This is a genomic window from Leucothrix mucor DSM 2157, assembly GCF_000419525.1.
Taxonomy (GTDB): domain Bacteria; phylum Pseudomonadota; class Gammaproteobacteria; order Thiotrichales; family Thiotrichaceae; genus Leucothrix; species Leucothrix mucor.
On the sequence record NZ_ATTE01000001.1, the window covers coordinates 3,562,973 to 3,579,303 of the forward strand.

Consider the following 16,331-nt stretch of genomic DNA (forward strand, 5'->3'; position numbering starts at 1 on the left):
ACTGCAACTGCAACTGCAACTGCAACTGCAACTGCAACTGCAACTGCAACTGCAACTGCAACTGCAACTGCAACTAATTTAGTCTGCTAGTAACTGGCGGGCAATAACAATCCGTTGAATATCGCTGGTGCCTTCGTAAATCTGCGCAACCCGCACATCGCGGTAAATACGCTCGACCGGAAAGTCATTCAAATAGCCATAGCCACCGTGAATTTGGATCGCATCGCTACAGATTTTTTCTGCCGCTTCCGAGGCAAATAACTTAGCCATGCAGGCTTCTTTCAAGCAAGGCTCACCCGCATCACGCAAAGCGGCTGCTTGCATAACCAATAAATGCGAAGCCTCCAATTGCATCGCCATATCAGCTAAACGAAAGCCAACCGCTTGATGCTCGACAATCGCTTTACCAAAACTCTGCCGCTCTTTGGCATAAGCCAATGCGGCTTCATAAGCGGCCCGCGCCATGCCCACACACTGCGCCGCAATACCAATACGACCACTTTCCAGATTGCTCAAGGCTATTTTATAACCCTCACCTTCTTCGCCTAAGCGATGATCAGCAGAGATGGTGCAGTTATCAAAGAAGATGGTTGCGGTATCGGAGGCATGTTGGCCAAGCTTGGTTTCAACGCCAGCGACTTGATAGCCAGGCGTATTGGTTGGCACTACAAAGGCGCTAATTCCACGTTTGCCTGCAGCCACATCGGTCACTGCAAACACAATTGCCACATCGGCATGCTTGCCTGAGGTAATGAACTGCTTGCTGCCATTTAAGACATAGTTATCGCCATCGCGAGTGGCGGTGGTGCGTAGGGATGATGCATCCGACCCGGCATGAGGCTCGGTCAAACAAAAGCATCCCAGCATCGTGCCGGACGCTAATGGCTTGAGGTAACGTGTTTTTAAATCATCACTACCGTAGTTAAGTAATGGCCCACAAACCACCGAATTATTCACGCTTAAGATGGTTGAGCAAGCACCATCGCCAGCCGCAATTTCTTCCATGGCTAAGGCGAATGATACGTAGTCAGTGCCTGCACCACCCCACTCCTCCGGCATCACCATGCCCAACAGGCCGAGCTCACCCATTTCTTTAATTTGCGCCGCTGGGAAGGTGCTATTACGATCCCAGTCGGCAGCGTGTGGCGCTAAATTTTCCTGAGCATAATCGCGCGCCATGTCGCGAATCATGATCTGCTCTTCTGTCAAAATCATACTAACTCCAAACCAATCGCAGTCGCTTCGCCGCCACCGATACACAAAGATGCCATGCCGCGCTTTAAGCCGCGAGCTTGCAACGCTGCAATTAGCGTCACTAAAATGCGCGCGCCCGATGCACCAATGGGATGGCCCAAAGCACAGGCTCCGCCATTCACATTCACCTTATCTGCCGATAGCTCAAGGTCGTGCATGGCAGCCATAGTGACCACAGCGAAAGCTTCATTAATTTCATAAAGATCAACCGAATCGGCTGACCAGCTGAGTTTTTCCAGCAAATTTTTCATCGCGGTGACTGGCGCTGTAGCAAACCAATTGGGCTCATGCGCGTGGTTGCTGTGTCCGCAGATGACAGCGATCGGTTTAAGCCCACGCTTTTCTGCTTCGCTCTGGCGCATCATGACTAAAGCCGCTGCACCATCTGAAATGGAGCTAGAGTTTGCTGCCGTCACGGTGCCATCTTTGCGGAAGGCCGGACGTAGCTGGGGAATTTTATCGATATTGGCTTTATGGGGCTGCTCGTCGGTTTCAATAGTGCTTTCACCTTTGCGAGACTTTACGGTAACCGGCGTGATTTCTGCTTCAAACGCACCGCTGTCGATCGCCGCTTTAGCGCGGCCCAAAGAGCGAATGGCGAACTCATCCTGCTGCTCGCGGGTGAAGCCATATTTCTCGGCGCAGTCTTCAGCAAACGTGCCCATTAAGCGGCCTTTTTCATAGGCATCTTCCAGCCCATCGAGGAACATGTGATCCATGACCTGACCATGCCCCATGCGCATGCCTTCACGTGCTTTGGGTAGTAAATATGGGGCATTACTCATGCTCTCCATACCACCTGCAACCATCACCTGACTACTACCAGCGACCAATAAATCATGAGCAAACATCGTGGCTTTCATGCCCGAGCCGCACATCTTGTTAATGGTGGTGCAGCCGGTTGCCAGATTTAAGCCTGCGCCTAATGCGGCCTGGCGTGCGGGTGCTTGCCCTTGGCCTGCGGGTAGTACGCAGCCCATAATTACCTCTTGCACATCATCACTGTTTAAACCGGCGCGTGAGACGGCGGCGGCAATCGCAGCTGCGCCCAACTCCGGTGCTGTGACGCTGTTAAAATCACCTTGAAAACCACCCATTGGGGTGCGTGCCATTCCGACGATAACCACTGGATCATTCATTCGATGTTCTCCTCATCAACTTTGCAACGGTGTGCGCATAAGCCCAAAATAGTAATTTACGCTTACGTAAAGGTCAACTATGAGTTTTCAGCCGCTTCCAGCTCTGCCAGTGTCGACTGCGCACGTTCACACACACTTTCAATATCCACCACCGCCAACTCTAGCTCTTCGCGCTGAAGTTTTAAGGTTTCCAGCCGCTGATTCATCACTTGCAGTAAGTAGAGAATTTGTTTTTTCTCACCCTCAACCGGCTTGGAGTCGTACAAATCAAACATGTCTTTTACTTCTGCCAGCGTAAAACCAATGCGCTTGCCACGTAAGGTCAGACGCAAACGCACACGGTCGCGCTCGCGGTAGATGCGTTTATTACCATCGCGCTCAGGGCTGAGTAATCCCGCCTCTTCATACAGGCGAATGGCGCGGGTCGTTACGTCAAACTCTTTGGCAAGCTCAGAAATAGTATAGGTCATTGTGTTACTGCTCATGTATGGCCTTTTCTTGTAGTGATGGGCGGTGTGATCTAAATCATAATACAGAACTTCGGCCAAGCTGCACCTATAAATTAACGCTTACGTTAACGTGATGCGCACATGGCGAAGCAGAGATTGAGCTTTTGGCGATCGTTATTCCTAGCGGCGAAGCGCTATTAAGTTGTCGTTGCTTTTAATCGGGTTTGATACTCAATCTTTAAAGTAAGACGCGGGAAAATTCTCCGTAATAACCATAATAAGTTTCTGGTTGGAGTACACGCCATAGGTGCGCGTGATGAGTTCATCGCTTGCCAGAATGCCAAAGTGCGCAGCCAATTCCCCAGCCAAGAATTTGCCGGATTTCAGCATGACTTTATAGGTTTCGGTTTTATACTTTTCCCAAAGGCGACCAATTGGTTGGCGCGAGTGCAGTAAGTCGTTACGGAAGCCTTGCGGTAGATGATCAAGCAATACACTCGACTCGGCATGTAGCCAAGATTGCTGCGTGGTTTTCCCCTGTAATAACACTTGCCGCTTTAGAACTGGCATATCTTGCGTACTAACAAACAGCTCATGCCCTGCTGGCATTTGATCAAAGTCCGTCTCAACTTTTTCAGCCAGCTTATGCACCTGAATCGACTCCTGAAGATACTGCTCCAGCATCTCCGTCACCGTGCCATCAGTCACTAATAATAAGCGCTGAAAGCAGCTTAGCTCTGCCAATAAAGCCGCCTCCGGACGCTGCGGAATCCTGTGCTGCGTACTAATTTCGACCGTTTCCAGAGGGTTCATGCTGTTTATCCTGATCATAATTGGACGTATGATATTGAATAGGCGCTCATATACAAGAAAAACCTACCGCCAATAATTGACGTTAACGTAAACGTAAGTTATGTTTACGCAACCACTCTGCGCACTACCCTAAGGAGGAATTGCATCATGAGTAAACCGGACACAAAACAACACGTTAGCAACAGCCAAAATAGTCGTAAAGTTCGCTTTGTGACGGCTGCCAGTCTGTTTGATGGTCATGATGCGGCCATTAATATTATGCGTCGTATTCTGCAATCCAGTGGTGCTGAGGTCATTCACTTAGGCCATAACCGCTCGGTGGCGGAAATTGTCGATGCCGCCATTCAGGAAGATGCGCATGCGATTGCGATCAGTTCCTACCAAGGTGGGCATGTTGAATACCTGAAGTACATGGTTGATATGCTTAAGGAAAAAGGTGGCGAGCAGATCCGTATTTTTGGCGGCGGTGGTGGCGTGATTATTCCCGCAGAGATTCAAGAGCTGCACGATTACGGTGTAACCCGACTGTATTCTCCTGAAGATGGCCAGAAAATGGGCCTGCAGGGCATGATTCAGCACATGATCGACAGCTGCGACTTTGACCCCGGCGCCATGGCACCCGACACCATTGACCCGCTATTAGCCGGTGATTGGCGCGCCCTGTCCCGCGTGATTAGCGCGATGGAAAATGACACCTTAGACGCAAATCTGCGCAAACAAATTAATGATGCCAGTGCCAATATGGAGCGTGCAGTTCCAGTGCTGGGGATTACCGGAACCGGTGGTTCGGGTAAGTCGTCACTGACGGATGAGCTGATTCGTCGCTTCCGTTTGGGCCAGCAAGATCAGTTAAAAATTGCGATTGTCGCAGTTGATCCAACCCGCCGTAAAACCGGTGGCGCGCTGCTGGGAGACCGTATTCGTATGAATGCCAATCAGCATGAAAATATCTACATGCGCTCGCTGGCTACTCGTGAATCCGTTGGTGAAATTCCGGATGTGGTGGGCGAAGTGGTTAACGCCTGCAAGCTGTGCGGCTTTGATATGGTGATCGTCGAAACACCGGGTATTGGTCAGGGTGATGCCGCGATTGTGCCGTTGGTAGACACTTCGCTGTATGTAATGACGCCAGAGTTTGGTGCACAAAGCCAGCTGGAAAAGATTGATATGCTGGACTTCGCCGATGCGGTGGCGATCAACAAATTTGACCGCAAAGGCTCTGAAGATGCTTACCGCGATGTGTGCAAACAAATGCAGCGCAACCGCGAAGCCTTTATGGACGCGCCAGAATCCATGCCCGTGTTCGGTACAATTGCCGCACGTTTTAATGATGATGGCGTGACCGCACTCTACAAGCAACTATTAGAGCAACTCAAAGCGCTGGGCATGGTCACTCATGATGACGCGCTGCCGAATGTTGAGACGCGCAAATCTTCAGGCAACTCGGTGATTATTCCAGCCGATCGCGCCCGTTATTTAGCGGAGATTTCAGAAGCGGTTCGCGGCTACAAAAAGGACGTCGCCAAGCAAGCTAAGATTGCTCGCGAGCGCCAGCAACTGATGTCGAGCAAGCAAATGCTGGCTGACAGCGGTGAAACGGTCGACTCATTAGATGGCTTAATTGAATCCCGTAATAACGCGCTAAATGCTGACTCTCACAAGTTATTAGAAGCATGGCCTGCCGTACGCGAAGCTTACAGCGGCGATGAGTACGTGGTGAAAATTCGCGATAAAGAAATTCGCACGGCGCTGACGTATAAAACCATGTCGGGCAATACTGTGCCTAAAGTGTCGCTGCCTAAATACGAAGATCATGGTGAGTTATTGCAGTGGTTAATGCTGGAAAACCTACCCGGCAATTTCCCGTATACCGCGGGCGTATTCCCGTTTAAGCGCGAAGGTGAAGACCCGACTCGTATGTTTGCGGGTGAAGGTGACTCTTTCCGGACTAATCGCCGCTTTAAGAAACTCTCTGAACACTCCGCCGCTAAGCGCTTATCGACCGCATTTGACTCGGTAACGCTGTATGGTCGCGACCCGGCTGTTCGCCCGGATATTTACGGCAAAGTTGGTAACTCCGGTGTTTCAGTTGCCACACTGGATGACATGAAAGTGCTATACGATGGCTTTGATTTATGTGATCCAACCACCTCGGTTTCAATGACCATTAACGGCCCTGCGCCGATGATTTTGGCCATGTTTTTAAACACCGCCATTGATCAACAAGTTGATAAATTCAAAGCCGAACACAAGCGTAATCCACACGATGCGGAATATGCTGAGATACGTAGCTACGCGCTGAAAAATGTGCGCGGTACGGTACAAGCTGACATTCTCAAAGAAGATCAGGGACAAAACACCTGTATTTTCTCGACCGAATTTGCCCTGAAAATGATGGGCGATATCCAACAGTATTTTGTGGATCAGCAAGTGCGTAACTTCTATTCGGTCTCGATCTCCGGTTATCACATTGCAGAAGCTGGTGCTAACCCGATTTCGCAGCTGGCATTCACGCTCTCCAATGGCTTCACCTATGTGGAAACCTATTTGGCGCGCGGTATGAATATCGATGACTTCGCGCCGAACTTATCGTTCTTCTTTAGTAATGGTATGGACCCTGAGTACTCAGTAATGGGCCGCGTGGCGCGTCGTATTTGGGCCACCGCTATCCGCTTTAAATATGGCGGAAATGATCGCAGCCAAAAACTGAAGTACCACATCCAAACCTCTGGCCGCTCGCTGCATGCACAGGAAATGGATTTCAATGATATTCGTACCACCCTGCAAGCGCTGATCGCGATTTATGACAACTGTAATAGCCTGCACACCAATGCCTTTGACGAGGCAATTACCACGCCGACCGAGAGCTCGGTACGTCGTGCGCTAGCAATTCAGTTGATCATCAATAACGAATGGGGCCTCACCAAAAATGAAAACCCGCTGCAAGGTGCTTTCATTATTGAAGAGCTGACCGAGCTGGTTGAAGAAGCGGTATTGTTTGAGTTTGAACGCATTTCTGAGCGTGGCGGCGTGTTGGGCGCCATGGAAACTGGCTATCAGCGTGGCAAGATTCAGGATGAGTCGATGCACTACGAGCACATGAAACACGATGGTAGTTTGCCGATTATTGGGGTAAATACCTTCCTGAATCCGAATGGCCCTGAGACCTTTGATATTGAACTGGCGCGCTCGACTGAAGATGAAAAGCAAAACCAAATCAAACGTTTGCATGAATTCCAGAGTGAGCACAGTGGGGATTCAGAAGCGATTTTGAAGCGCGTGCAGGATGCGGCTATCAATAACGAGAATATCTTTGAAGCGTTGATGGAAGCAGTACGCCATTGCTCGCTGGGGCAGATCTCGGATACGCTGTTTAATGTCGGCGGGCAGTATCGTCGGAATATGTAATTTGTGGATTTTTAAGTAGCACCGCAGGCTGGTTTTGGAATTGATTACGGAAATCGCGGCGAGCACATCCTTGTGCGCTTGCTTCGGCATCCATGCCTCAGATATTTCCTACATCAAAGCCAAAACCAGCCTGCTCAGTCATATCATTAAAATCATCCACTCTGTTGGGTGATTTGTTTTTTAGCCAGAGAGAAATTATGAATATTAAAACAGTTGGCGTCATTGGCGCAGGAACCATGGGAAATGGTATCGCTCAGGTATTTGCAGCCTCCGGCTTTACGGTGGTGATGCAGGATATTGCGGATGCTTCGCTTGAGCATGGTGTTGCAACCATTTCTAAAAGTCTGGATCGTTTGATCAAAAAAGAAAAGATCACCGATGCAGACAAGCAAGCAACCTTGGCACGTATCAGCACAACAACCGATGTGAGCCAATTGGCTGATCTGGACTTGGTGGTTGAAGCAGCGAGTGAGAATCTTGATATCAAAGCGAAGATTTTCCAGCAGCTGGATCAAGTGTGTAAGCCGGAGACTATTCTGGCCTCTAATACCTCCTCGATTTCACTGACGCGTATTGCCCGTGAGACTCAGCGTCCGGATAAAGTGATTGGTATGCACTTTATGAATCCCGTGCCAGTGATGAAGTTGATCGAAGTGATTCGTGCGCTACAAACTAGCGATGAGACTTACACCGCGATTGATGAGCTATCTCGCCAGATTGGTAAGGTGCCGGTCGAAGTTAATGATAACCCTGGCTTTATCTCCAACCGTATTCTGCTACCAATGATTAATGAGGCGATTTTTGCCTTGCAGGAAGGCGTTGCTAAAGCGGAAGCGATTGATGAAATCATGAAGCTGGGTATGGCGCATCCAATGGGCCCACTGGAACTGGCTGATTTGATTGGTCTGGATACTTGCTTGTCGATCATGGAAGTGCTGCACGATGGCCTTGGTGACAGTAAATACCGCCCCTGCCCGCTCTTGCGCAAAATGGTAGATGCTGGTTATCTTGGCCGTAAAACCGGACAAGGTTTCTACACCTACGACGCTTAAGGAGCACGCTAATGACTTACGAAAATATCTTGCTGGAAACGGTAGAACCCGGAATTTACGTACTGACAGTGAATCGCCCCAAAAGCTACAACGCGCTGAATGCCGCCACACTGGATGATATTCACAGTGCCTCTCAAACAGTGGCTGCTGATCCTGACGCTCGGGTTTTGATCATAACCGGCGCAGGCGATAAAGCCTTTGTTGCCGGGGCTGATATCAAAGAAATGCAGAATTTCACCGGCATCGAAGGCAAGCGATTTAGTGAAAAAGGCATGCGCACTTTCCACAGCCTAGAGCTATTGGATATTCCCGTTATTGCCGCAGTGAATGGCTTTTGCCTTGGCGGCGGCTGTGAACTGGCGATGAGTTGCGATTGGATTATTGCTTCGGAAAATGCCTTATTTGGGCAGCCGGAAGTGAACTTGGGCGTAACACCAGGTTTTGGTGGTTCGCAGCGTTTGACGCGCTTAGTTGGCCGTGCGCGCGCCATGGAAATGCTGGTGACTGGCAATAATATTAAAGCAGAACAGGCAGAGCGTTGGGGATTAGCTAATCATGTTTATCCGGCGGCTGAGTTGATGGAAGAAGCGCTAAAGCTGGCTCGAACCATTAGCAGCAAAGGGCCACTGGCGGTTGGCATGGCAAAGCAACTGGTGCAGCACGGTCAGGATATTGATCTGGAAGTGGCTTGCGCGATGGAAAGTCAGGCATTTGGGTTGGCGTTTTCGACCCAAGATCAGAAGGAAGGCATGACGGCGTTTGTTGAAAAGCGCAAAGCGGAGTTTGCAGGCCAATAAACTTTTGTTGTCGGTGCCATGTTATCGCATAAACGCTGTGGGCCGGAGTCATGCTATCGCAGAAACGCTTCGCCTCCTGCGTCGGAAGGCGCTTATTCTGCGATAACATGGCTCCTTGTGTTGGTGGTGACGGTTGGATTTTTTTGTTTGAATTTTAGAAAATAAACAGGCCTATTTTTGAGCTTTTTTGGGCAAGATATTGTGAGACTGATTATCTAAAGGGAGAAAGAGAATGATTAGCAAATATTTTATTATTCTCTCTCTTGTTGTGAGCGGACTAGCAGCTGTCGCAGCCTCTTCTGATCCTGAAAGATAGGACCTATTGGTGGGGTAAGCGGAGGGTAATAAGGCTAAATGAATAAACAGCCCCCTATGCTACACAGTTAGCCGCTCATAGTCTTAAGACGATACTACAGCCTCAACTACCGCATCACCCTTTCGATGCCATAAGCATTTAGCTTTTCCTAAAAGAATCTCCATAACCCAATCCCGCGACACCACAAGGCGAATCATTCCGCAGAATAAGCGCCTTCCAACGCAGGAGGCGAAGCGTTTATGCGGAATGATTCGCCGCTACCGAAGTGCATCTACAATTCGGAGTTCCTTCTTCAAGCGCTCCACATCCACCTGAGCACCCCGATATTGCTGAATCATCACTCCTTCATGGTTAATGAGATACAACAGCGAGCGATGATCAAGCTGCTCACCATCCAATGGCTTCACTCCCACCGAAAACTGCTCAGTCAACTCATCAGTATCAGCCTGACTCGCCACTCCAAAGCGCCATGTTGGTTGATCAATTTCAAAACGCTTGGCAAAGTCTTTCAACTGCTGCGGCGTGTCACTTAACGGCGCAATGGTGATGGATACCAATTTAATACGGTCAGTCTTGGGCTCAAGCTTCAGCTCATTATGTACCCGACGCAAACCAATCGTTTGCACCGGACAGACGCTGGTACAACCGGCAAACATGAAGTTGACTAATAAGGTATCACCTTTTAGGTCTGCCAGAGAGAAGCGCTTTCCATCTTGATCGGTAAGTGCCAGATGGGCCAATTCAGCGGTATTCAGTGGACCTCTTACCGGAGCATCAGGCCTTAATAAATTAGCCGCGATTCGGGCGTCAGGGCCGGAGCCTTGTTCATCGATCACTGCTACGGCAGACTCAGTAGCCTCATCATCAGACACCACTGAGCTAACCGCTGCAAGCTCTGGCAATTCCACCGTAGCAAACGCAGCATAGCCAATCAGCCCCGCCAAACCACCAGCCAGCAGCAAAGCTTTTGGCAGGCTCATAGAAGGCTTTACCTCACGGAATCGAGTCACCTTAGTTGCTGACATTGATTGTCACCTCACCCCAGCTACTACGACCTTCTACATCTTCAAACACATACCAGATCTTATCTTCACCACTAAAGCCTGCCGGTGATCGGTAGGTCAGTTTATTGTTCACCAACGCCACGCTACCTGCCTTTAGTGAATAAGCATTCGGCGCGGCAAGCACTAAACCATTACCCACATCATTCGCCAATACATCGATGGTTATTAGATTACCGGAACTGGCACTCGCGCTATCAGGGTTACCAACCGGAGCAGGATTACCGCCACTGCTGACATTAATCGTCACTTCACCCCAACTGCCGCGCCCTTCAATATCAGTAAACGTGTACCAAATCTTATCTTCACCGGTAAACGTCTGTTGCGAGGTATACGTAAGCTTATTATTGGATAGCGCCACAGAGCCGCCTTTTAACGACCATGCATTCGGTGCATTGAGCACTAAGCCACTACCAATGTCATTACTCAATACATCAATCGTCAGTGAGTTACCGGAGGTTGCTGCAATGGTGTCTGGCGTGCCCACCGGCGCAGGATTATTCACCCCACCACTCACGGCAATCGTGACTTTGGCGCTATTAGTACGACCTAAGCTATCGCTAATCACATACCAGAATGTATCCGTTCCACTAAAGCTAGCCGATGGCGTATAAACCAGATTATTACCGCTTTTGCTAATCGTGCCGGCTTTTTCAGAATAACGATTGTAGTCACTCACACTCAGCGAGCTTCCGGTATCATTGGACAACACATTGATCGTTTTTGGGCTGCCCGCCGTAGCGCTGCTCGTATCTGCAATCGCAACCGGATACGCAGGCTCGTTATACACCGCCGTACTGGAAATCCGAATGATATGCCCTTCCGACGGCACGCCTTGGTTATCAATCAAAAACATCAGGTAGTGACCGGGAGTCGCAATATTAGCCGAGTCTGGAATCTCAGCGCGCAAGCCAAACGAGGTATCCGTGAACTCCAGCTCAATAAAGCGCTGCTCCATATTAAAGGAGTGCGTTACCGCGCCGGTTTTCACTAAGGTCACCCGACTAATTTGATTAGCGGCAGGGTGTGCAATGGCAACCGCCGCGCCATAAGGCGCTTCATCCGGCGCATTGCTAATCGTTGGTCTGGCCGCTGCGCCCGTGCTATTAAACAGGTACGGTGGTGAGAATATTTCGGCATTAGTATTGACCTCCGGCCCCGGTGCGCCGCCTCCGGCAACCAACACCCGACCATCTTTTAGCAGCATGGCGGTTGAATGATATAGACGCGGACGTAGTGAACCCGACATTAATGACCATTGCTCTGTAGCCGGGTCCCAGATTTCCGGCTTTAGCGAAACACCCTGTAAAGTATTTGCAAGCTGAGAGCCGCCAAATAATGCCACCTTACCATCCGGCAGCACGACACTGTCAGACCAGCGTCGGCCTGCCTGAGTAGGTCGGGATGTCTCCCGCACTACCGGATTAGTACCGTTCACATCCACCACAATCGCACCATTAGCCACGGCATTATTGCCATAACCAGAGACTTGTAAGATCTTGCCCGGTTGGTACATCACTGCCGTCGAAGTATTGCCAAAAGATACCGCCGGCAAGGTACCGGCATCCTGCAATGAGCCAATGCCATTGGGGTTCATAAAGTACATTTTGCGATCTTGCATACCAAACACGCGACCATTCGGGGTCACCCACAAGCGCGGATACCAATAGCCATAGTTGTTAGTTTGAATACCCAATAACGAGCGCCAACTATTGCTGGAGGGTGAGTAGATCTCTGGCGTCACCACCGGACGATTCTGCCCATCTCGACCACCGGAGAGCAAAATCTCACCATTCGGCAAAGCGATAGATGTGGGATACCAGCGCGCAAAATTCATATCTGGCGCACTGGATAAGGAGTTATTACCCGTATCAAAAATCGGGGCGGAGTTAATACCCGAGTTAACAAAGCCCTGAGGTCGCGCATCACCACCCGACATGAGAATATCGCCGGATTCCGGCAACATAATCGCGGCAGAGCAAAAGGAATCAACCCCCAGCGTATTGGGTAATGTGTTGTGTGATGAAGCCGTGGTGCCGGTAACCGGGTCCCACAAATCATACATAAACTGCGCACCCTGCACACCTGCGCGATTGGTTCCCCACGTGAATATTTTGCCTTGTGGCGTCATTACTGCGTGAATGGCGATCAGTGGCCAGTCATGCTGCGCACTCCATTGACCTTCCGTGTCAGGGGCTGCCTGTAGCGATGGCGCAATACAGGCAAACAGCAAAGCGGTGGCGCCCACTTTATTTATAATTTTCATGATTCTCTCCGAGGCTGGGGACTTTATCTCTCCAGACTAGGAATCAGGCGCGTGTACCACTATCACAACTGAGCCAGATGGCACTCACTTTCAGATAAGCAGTACAGCATCATTCAATCAAAACGGAATTGTTTAAAGACGGGATTGGCTAACGGCTTGCTGATAAATCTTCGGCGCAACGCCAAACTCACCACGAAACACCCGCGCAAATCGACTGGGGTTATCATAGCCGCAATGCTCCCCGACTCGCCCAACAGGAACCGCTTCGCGCAATTCAGCCGCGGCCAAACTCATTCGCTGCTTGGATAAAAACTGATACGGCGACAAGCCAGTACTTTGCTTAAACATGTGTGCAAAGTGATAGGTGCTCAAACACGCCTCATCGGCGAGTTGTTCCAGATTAATATCCTGATCGAGATTGGCCTGCATATAATCGAGCACTCGCGACTTTGCTTTAGGCGATAAACCGCCGCGCACCGGCTCCGGTTTACGTTGGCTGTATTGGCTCAATAAATACAGAATCAGCTGTTGCTGCACATCCTGAAGCAGCAGGCGATTACTCATATCCGTCGGGTGCATATTGGCCAGTAAACACTGCAAACCAGCAATCAATTGCGGATCGGATTCAAAGGTTAAATCCGGCAATTGCAGCAGACGCGGGTCCATATCAAAGGCCGTTAAGCCAAGATAATTGAGATGCGTATCGGTGAAATACAAATGCAATAGTCGTAGCTGCTTACCAACCACCCATTCCGAATAATGATCTGCTGGAAAGAAGCATAATTTTCCGGGGCCACCCAAGCGGTTTTTCATATCCGCACGGTAGGTATTTTGGCCACCTTCAAGGTACAAGCTCAGGGTGTGCAGATGCTTATTGTGGGTCGGCACATAGTCCGCCTGATTTTGCCAAACCGCCAAGGAAACATCATGCTGAACATCGGCATACACCAAGCACTCGGCCTTAGAGGCGAGCATGGCGGGCGATAGCAAACGCTTCGTCGATGATGGGTTAGAGGCAGTCATCCACCGAAAGTAATCTAATTCCACCAACTCAACAATAGCCCAGCCGACCACGCAGCGAAAAAGCGCAAGATTTGGTTCTAAAGTGCCGCGCATTCGGCTTTACACTGCATTTTTATTCCAGGCGTAACTGCAATGACTCTCTTTCTCTATATCGTCACCGTGTTTGTATGGGGCACTTCATGGCTCGCCATTACCTTTCAGGGCGGCTCGGTCGATACGCTGGTTTCGGTGTTTTATCGCTTTGCGCTGGCGACGGTAATCCTGTTCCCGTTTTTGCTGATCACCAAGCGCTTGCAGCCGGTGAAGCGTAGCGATCATCTCTGGTTTTTCCTGCAAGGTTGCTGCCTGTTCTGCTTTAACTTTATCTGTTTTTATAACGCCGCTCAGTACATGCCGAGTGGCTTGCTGTCGATTGTGTTTTCAGCCGCGATTTTTTATAACGTAATCAACAATCGGGTGTTTTGGGGCGTTAAACCCAGCCCGTCGATTTACACAGCTGGGACATTAGGGCTTGCCGGTTTAACCTTATTGTTCTGGCAGGAACTGCAACATACTGCTGCCTCTCATGAATTATTTTTAGGGATTGCCTTGGCTGCACTCGGTACCTTTGGTTTTTCACTGGGTAATATGATCACCGTGCGCCATGCTAAACACAATATCAATCCACTCACCGGCACCGCCTATGGCATGACGTATGGCTCGCTGGTGTTGCTGGCGATTATTACCGTTACTCAAACCCCAATTACTTGGGATAGCAACCCGATGTATGCCTACAGCTTGGGCTATCTGGCGCTGTTCTCGTCGGTGATTGGGTTTACAGCGTACCTCTCGCTGGTAAATCGGATTGGTGCAAATCAGGCAGCTTATGCCACAGTATTATTTCCGGTGATTGCACTGGGTTTGTCTTCGGTTTATGAGGGCTATATTTGGGGCGTGATGAATGGGTTGGGTTTAGTGCTGGTACTGTTGGGGAATGCGGTTGCTATGAGGTTAATTCGTTTACCAAAGAAGCTAACTGTAGCGCATATATGAAGTACATGTATTTGACGTGACTATCTTGCCAGTTGTGCTCCGGCTTAGCTAAGCCAAATAGAGCGCTTGATGAAAGGGTATTGACAAGATACAGCCAACAGGTTTACGTTTATAGTATAAATATTATTTTCATAAACCAACAACCTAAAGGAGGCCAATATGATCGGTGAGCGTTTAAAGCGTGCGCGGGCAGCATCTGGCCTATCCATGCAGGGATTAGGCAAGGCTGTTGGCGTCAGTGCTAATATGATCAAAAAGTATGAGCATGACCTTAGTATGCCAAGCTCAGGTATTCTCATAAAAATATCTAAAGCACTCGGCGTTCGTAGCGAGTATTTCTTTCGGCCCGTGCAAGTAGTGCTATCAGGCGTGGAATATCGGAAACGTGCCAATACTCCGCAGAAAATTCTCAAACAAATCGAGGCCGATGTATTAGATCAGGCAGAGCGCTGGCAGGAGCTGGCAAACCTCTGGCCTAACTTTCCACTCGCTGATTTTAAACTGCCTGCGGTGCTTCCAGAGCAAGTGGCTAACTTGGATGAGCTGGATCAAATCGCGGACAGCATCCGAGAGGCTTGGCAACTAGGGTTAAATCCGATACCAGACCTGATCGATGTGCTGGAACTGCACGGTATTTTGGTCATCGTGACGGATGTGGATGAGCATGAAAAATTTGATGGTCTGCAAACGTCAATTTCAGGTAAACCAGTTATCGTCGTTTCTGCTAATTGGCCGGGAGACCGCCAACGCTTCACGCTGGCACACGAGCTTGGTCACTTGCTATTGCATGGGCGCTTATCTACCGAGCTAGATGAAGAAAAAGCCTGTAACCGGTTTGCTTCCGCCTTTTTAATACCGGCGACAAGCATGTATCAACAGCTCGGCGAGCATCGACATAGCCTTGAGCCACAAGAGCTATATCTACTAAAGCAGGAATACGGGCTGAGTATGCAGGGTTGCTTCTATCGCGCCTTTGATCTGAAAATCATTTCGTCATCAGTATTGAAAAAATTGATTGTCCAATTTTCTAAAAACGGCTGGCGTAAACAGGAGCCTCGTGACCCTTACCCACAAGAAACAACCTTGTTGTTTCAGCAATTGGTTTATCGAGCACTTGGTGAAGGGATTATTGGCGAATCTAAAGCCGCTGAATTGCTGTCGATGCCATTAATGCACTTCCATCAGGCACGTAAGATGGAGCCACGCTGTGCAGTTACTGGTTAGTGATGCAAATATCCTGATTGACCTTGAAGAGGGTGAGCTATTAGACACCTTCTTCAAGTTACCTTTTGAATTCAGCGTTCCAGATATATTGTTCTATGAAGAACTGGAAGAACTGGAAGAGCAACATGCACACCTGATCGATATGGGTTTATCTGTTCTAGAGCTATCTGCCGAAACGATGATGTACGCCTTTGAGATCACCCAAAAAGCACACGGCCCAAGTCGTAATGACTGCTTTGCGATAGCGCTGGCAAAGCAGGAAAGGTGTCCACTGTTAAGTGGAGATCGCGACCTGAGAAAGCTAGCAGAAGAAGAGCTTATAACAGTTAAAGGTACACTCTGGATTATCGAAACAATGATTAAAGAGAGTTTACTGTCAGTCGATAACGCAAGAGTCGCTTATCAAAAAATGAGAGATTCCGGACGACGATTACCTTGGGATATCGCACTTAGAAACCTTGATAGACTCTAGGCCACTCAATAGGTCATCTGAAAAC

Annotated in this window: 13 protein-coding genes; 6 read left to right on the forward strand and 7 right to left on the reverse strand. The window is 49.4% G+C overall.

Going from position 1 to position 16,331, the window contains the following annotated elements; translation table 11 throughout:
• Positions 1-78: 78 nt before the first annotated feature.
• From LEUMU_RS0116305 to LEUMU_RS26500, 4 genes are all read right to left on the reverse strand, one after another.
• Positions 79-1,215, reverse strand: a complete 1,137-nt coding sequence (locus LEUMU_RS0116305; protein WP_022953365.1) for an acyl-CoA dehydrogenase family protein — start codon at positions 1,213-1,215, stop codon at positions 79-81.
• A complete protein-coding gene (locus tag LEUMU_RS0116310; protein ID WP_022953366.1) occupies positions 1,212-2,393 on the reverse strand; it encodes an acetyl-CoA C-acetyltransferase in 1,182 nt (393 codons plus the stop codon). The genes LEUMU_RS0116305 and LEUMU_RS0116310 overlap by 4 nt, the downstream gene beginning before the upstream one ends.
• A 77-nt stretch (positions 2,394-2,470) precedes the next feature.
• Positions 2,471-2,878 carry a MerR family transcriptional regulator gene (locus LEUMU_RS0116315; RefSeq protein WP_026744846.1) on the reverse strand — a complete coding sequence of 136 codons (408 nt, stop codon included), beginning with the start codon at positions 2,876-2,878 and terminating at the stop codon, positions 2,471-2,473.
• Positions 2,879-3,073: 195 nt separating this feature from the next.
• Entirely contained in the window at positions 3,074-3,655 is a 582-nt protein-coding gene (locus LEUMU_RS26500) for a chorismate--pyruvate lyase family protein (RefSeq protein ID WP_022953368.1), read from the reverse strand.
• Positions 3,656-3,802: 147 nt separating this feature from the next.
• Here LEUMU_RS26500 and icmF point away from each other — a divergent pair, with 147 nt between their 5' ends.
• The 3 genes from icmF (at position 3,803) to LEUMU_RS0116335 (ending at position 8,912) form a co-directional block, all read left to right on the forward strand.
• The gene (icmF, locus tag LEUMU_RS0116325; RefSeq protein WP_022953369.1) at positions 3,803-7,063 is read left to right on the forward strand and encodes a fused isobutyryl-CoA mutase/GTPase IcmF; all 3,261 of its coding nucleotides are present in this window, start codon (positions 3,803-3,805) and stop codon (positions 7,061-7,063) included.
• Positions 7,064-7,260: 197 nt separating this feature from the next.
• Entirely contained in the window at positions 7,261-8,115 is an 855-nt protein-coding gene (locus tag LEUMU_RS0116330; protein WP_022953370.1) for a 3-hydroxybutyryl-CoA dehydrogenase, read from the forward strand.
• Positions 8,116-8,126: 11 nt separating this feature from the next.
• Positions 8,127-8,912, forward strand: a complete 786-nt coding sequence (locus LEUMU_RS0116335; RefSeq protein ID WP_022953371.1) for an enoyl-CoA hydratase-related protein — start codon at positions 8,127-8,129, stop codon at positions 8,910-8,912.
• Between the two features lie 573 nt (positions 8,913-9,485).
• On the opposite strand, the gene LEUMU_RS0116340 is transcribed toward LEUMU_RS0116335, so the two are convergent.
• The 3 genes from LEUMU_RS0116340 to LEUMU_RS26505 form a co-directional block, all read right to left on the reverse strand.
• The gene (locus LEUMU_RS0116340) at positions 9,486-10,253 is read right to left on the reverse strand and encodes an SCO family protein (RefSeq protein WP_022953372.1); all 768 of its coding nucleotides are present in this window, start codon (positions 10,251-10,253) and stop codon (positions 9,486-9,488) included.
• Positions 10,240-12,555 carry an Ig-like domain-containing protein gene (locus tag LEUMU_RS0116345; protein WP_022953373.1) on the reverse strand — a complete coding sequence of 772 codons (2,316 nt, stop codon included), beginning with the start codon at positions 12,553-12,555 and terminating at the stop codon, positions 10,240-10,242. Before LEUMU_RS0116345 ends, LEUMU_RS0116340 begins: the two co-directional genes overlap by 14 nt.
• 132 nt (positions 12,556-12,687) lie before the next feature.
• Positions 12,688-13,671 carry a helix-turn-helix transcriptional regulator gene (locus tag LEUMU_RS26505; protein WP_022953374.1) on the reverse strand — a complete coding sequence of 328 codons (984 nt, stop codon included), beginning with the start codon at positions 13,669-13,671 and terminating at the stop codon, positions 12,688-12,690.
• A gap of 39 nt (positions 13,672-13,710) precedes the next feature.
• Here LEUMU_RS26505 and LEUMU_RS0116355 point away from each other — a divergent pair, with 39 nt between their 5' ends.
• The 3 genes from LEUMU_RS0116355 to LEUMU_RS0116365 all read left to right on the forward strand — a co-directional run bounded on the left by LEUMU_RS0116355 (position 13,711) and on the right by LEUMU_RS0116365 (position 16,306).
• Positions 13,711-14,610, forward strand: a complete 900-nt coding sequence (locus LEUMU_RS0116355) for a DMT family transporter (protein ID WP_022953375.1) — start codon at positions 13,711-13,713, stop codon at positions 14,608-14,610.
• 159 nt (positions 14,611-14,769) lie between these two features.
• Positions 14,770-15,834 carry a helix-turn-helix domain-containing protein gene (locus tag LEUMU_RS0116360; protein ID WP_022953376.1) on the forward strand — a complete coding sequence of 355 codons (1,065 nt, stop codon included), beginning with the start codon at positions 14,770-14,772 and terminating at the stop codon, positions 15,832-15,834.
• A complete protein-coding gene (locus LEUMU_RS0116365; RefSeq protein ID WP_022953377.1) occupies positions 15,818-16,306 on the forward strand; it encodes a PIN domain-containing protein in 489 nt (162 codons plus the stop codon). The genes LEUMU_RS0116360 and LEUMU_RS0116365 overlap by 17 nt, the downstream gene beginning before the upstream one ends.
• Positions 16,307-16,331: the final 25 nt, after the last annotated feature.

Excerpts from the sequence above, each read along its gene's own strand:
- LEUMU_RS0116305 (WP_022953365.1), bottom strand. The coding sequence starts at position 1,215 with ATGATTTTGACAGAAGAGCAGATCATGATTCGCGACATGGCGCGCGAT.
- LEUMU_RS0116310 (WP_022953366.1), bottom strand. The coding sequence starts at position 2,393 with ATGAATGATCCAGTGGTTATCGTCGGAATGGCACGCACCCCAATGGGT.
- LEUMU_RS0116315 (WP_026744846.1), bottom strand. The coding sequence starts at position 2,878 with ATGAGCAGTAACACAATGACCTATACTATTTCTGAGCTTGCCAAAGAG.
- LEUMU_RS26500 (WP_022953368.1), bottom strand. The coding sequence starts at position 3,655 with ATGAACCCTCTGGAAACGGTCGAAATTAGTACGCAGCACAGGATTCCG.
- icmF (WP_022953369.1), top strand. The coding sequence starts at position 3,803 with ATGAGTAAACCGGACACAAAACAACACGTTAGCAACAGCCAAAATAGT.
- LEUMU_RS0116330 (WP_022953370.1), top strand. The coding sequence starts at position 7,261 with ATGAATATTAAAACAGTTGGCGTCATTGGCGCAGGAACCATGGGAAAT.
- LEUMU_RS0116335 (WP_022953371.1), top strand. The coding sequence starts at position 8,127 with ATGACTTACGAAAATATCTTGCTGGAAACGGTAGAACCCGGAATTTAC.
- LEUMU_RS0116340 (WP_022953372.1), bottom strand. The coding sequence starts at position 10,253 with ATGTCAGCAACTAAGGTGACTCGATTCCGTGAGGTAAAGCCTTCTATG.
- LEUMU_RS0116345 (WP_022953373.1), bottom strand. The coding sequence starts at position 12,555 with ATGAAAATTATAAATAAAGTGGGCGCCACCGCTTTGCTGTTTGCCTGT.
- LEUMU_RS26505 (WP_022953374.1), bottom strand. The coding sequence starts at position 13,671 with ATGCGCGGCACTTTAGAACCAAATCTTGCGCTTTTTCGCTGCGTGGTC.
- LEUMU_RS0116355 (WP_022953375.1), top strand. The coding sequence starts at position 13,711 with ATGACTCTCTTTCTCTATATCGTCACCGTGTTTGTATGGGGCACTTCA.
- LEUMU_RS0116360 (WP_022953376.1), top strand. The coding sequence starts at position 14,770 with ATGATCGGTGAGCGTTTAAAGCGTGCGCGGGCAGCATCTGGCCTATCC.